Origin of the sequence: Rhizobium sp. TBD182 (assembly GCF_001950375.1) — a bacterium.
GTDB classification, from domain to species: Bacteria; Pseudomonadota; Alphaproteobacteria; order Rhizobiales; family Rhizobiaceae; genus Agrobacterium; species Agrobacterium tumefaciens.
Map to the genome: position 1 here is coordinate 45,510 of NZ_BDLN01000005.1, position 1,102 is coordinate 46,611.

Sequence of the window (1,102 nt, forward strand, 5' to 3'; positions counted from 1 at the left end):
TCGCTGCGATACCCGTGCGGCAGATCTCGATCAGGCCGAGCGGTTTGATGATGGCCACGAACTGGTCGATCTTGGACGACTTGCCGGTGATTTCGAAGATGAAATGCTCGACTGTCGCGTCCACCACCTTGGCCTGAAACGCATCCGCAAGACGAAGCGTCTCGGCGCGGGCTTCACCCGAACCGGCGACCTTGATCAGCGCTACTTCACGCTCGATCGGCCGTTCCTGACCGAGTTCGCGGGCGCGAACGGTAAGATCGAGCACCCGGTGCACAGGAACGATGCGTTCCAGCTGCGCCTTGATCTGCTCCAGCACGATCGGTGTGCCGCGCGTTACGATCGTGATGCGCGACAGATGCGCCTCGTGCTCGGTTTCCGAAACCGTCAGGCTTTCGATGTTGTAACCCCGGCCGGAAAACAGGCCGATGACCCGGGCGAGAACGCCCGGCTCGTTGCTGACGAGAACCGACAGCGTGTGATTTTCGACGGCAGCCGTTTCCTTCTGGATGAAATAGGCGGAGCCGGTGGGTTGTAGGTGTGCGTTCATGTCCTTTTCCTCTCCCGGCTCAGACTAGCTGACGGCCCTTGGCATCGATGGCGTTGGCAACAGCTTCATCCGTCGCCTCATCCGGCAACAGCATCTCGTTATGGGCTTTACCAGATGGGATCATCGGGAAGCAATTGGCGAGATTGGCAACGCGGCAATCGAAGATGACCGGCCTGTTGACCGCAATCATCTCGGCGATCTTGTCGTCCAGTTCCTTCGGATCGTCGCAATACATGCCAACCGCGCCATAGGCTTCCGCCAGTTTGACGAAGTCAGGCATGGCTTCGGTATAGGAGTTGGACAGGCGGTTGCCGTGCAGCAACTGCTGCCACTGCCGCACCATGCCCATATACTGGTTGTTGAGGATGAAAATCTTGACCGGCAGACCGTACTGGATGGCGCAGGACATTTCCTGAATGCACATCTGGATCGAGGCATCACCGGCAATGTCGATAACCAGCGCTTCCGGATGCGCGACCTGAACGCCGATAGCTGCCGGCAGGCCGTATCCCATGGTACCGAGACCGCCCGAAGTCATCCAGTGGTTCGGCTCCT

At 59.1% G+C, this 1,102-nt stretch carries 2 protein-coding genes; both read right to left on the reverse strand.

Going from position 1 to position 1,102, the window contains the following annotated elements; translation table 11 throughout:
* On the reverse strand, positions 1-547 hold a 547-nt coding region (ilvN, locus tag T18_RS16180), incomplete at its 3' end, for an acetolactate synthase small subunit (RefSeq protein WP_323455232.1).
* Positions 548-566: 19 nt separating this feature from the next.
* A partial coding sequence (locus T18_RS27745; RefSeq protein WP_323455233.1) for a thiamine pyrophosphate-dependent enzyme occupies positions 567-1,102 on the reverse strand: 536 nt, incomplete at its 5' end.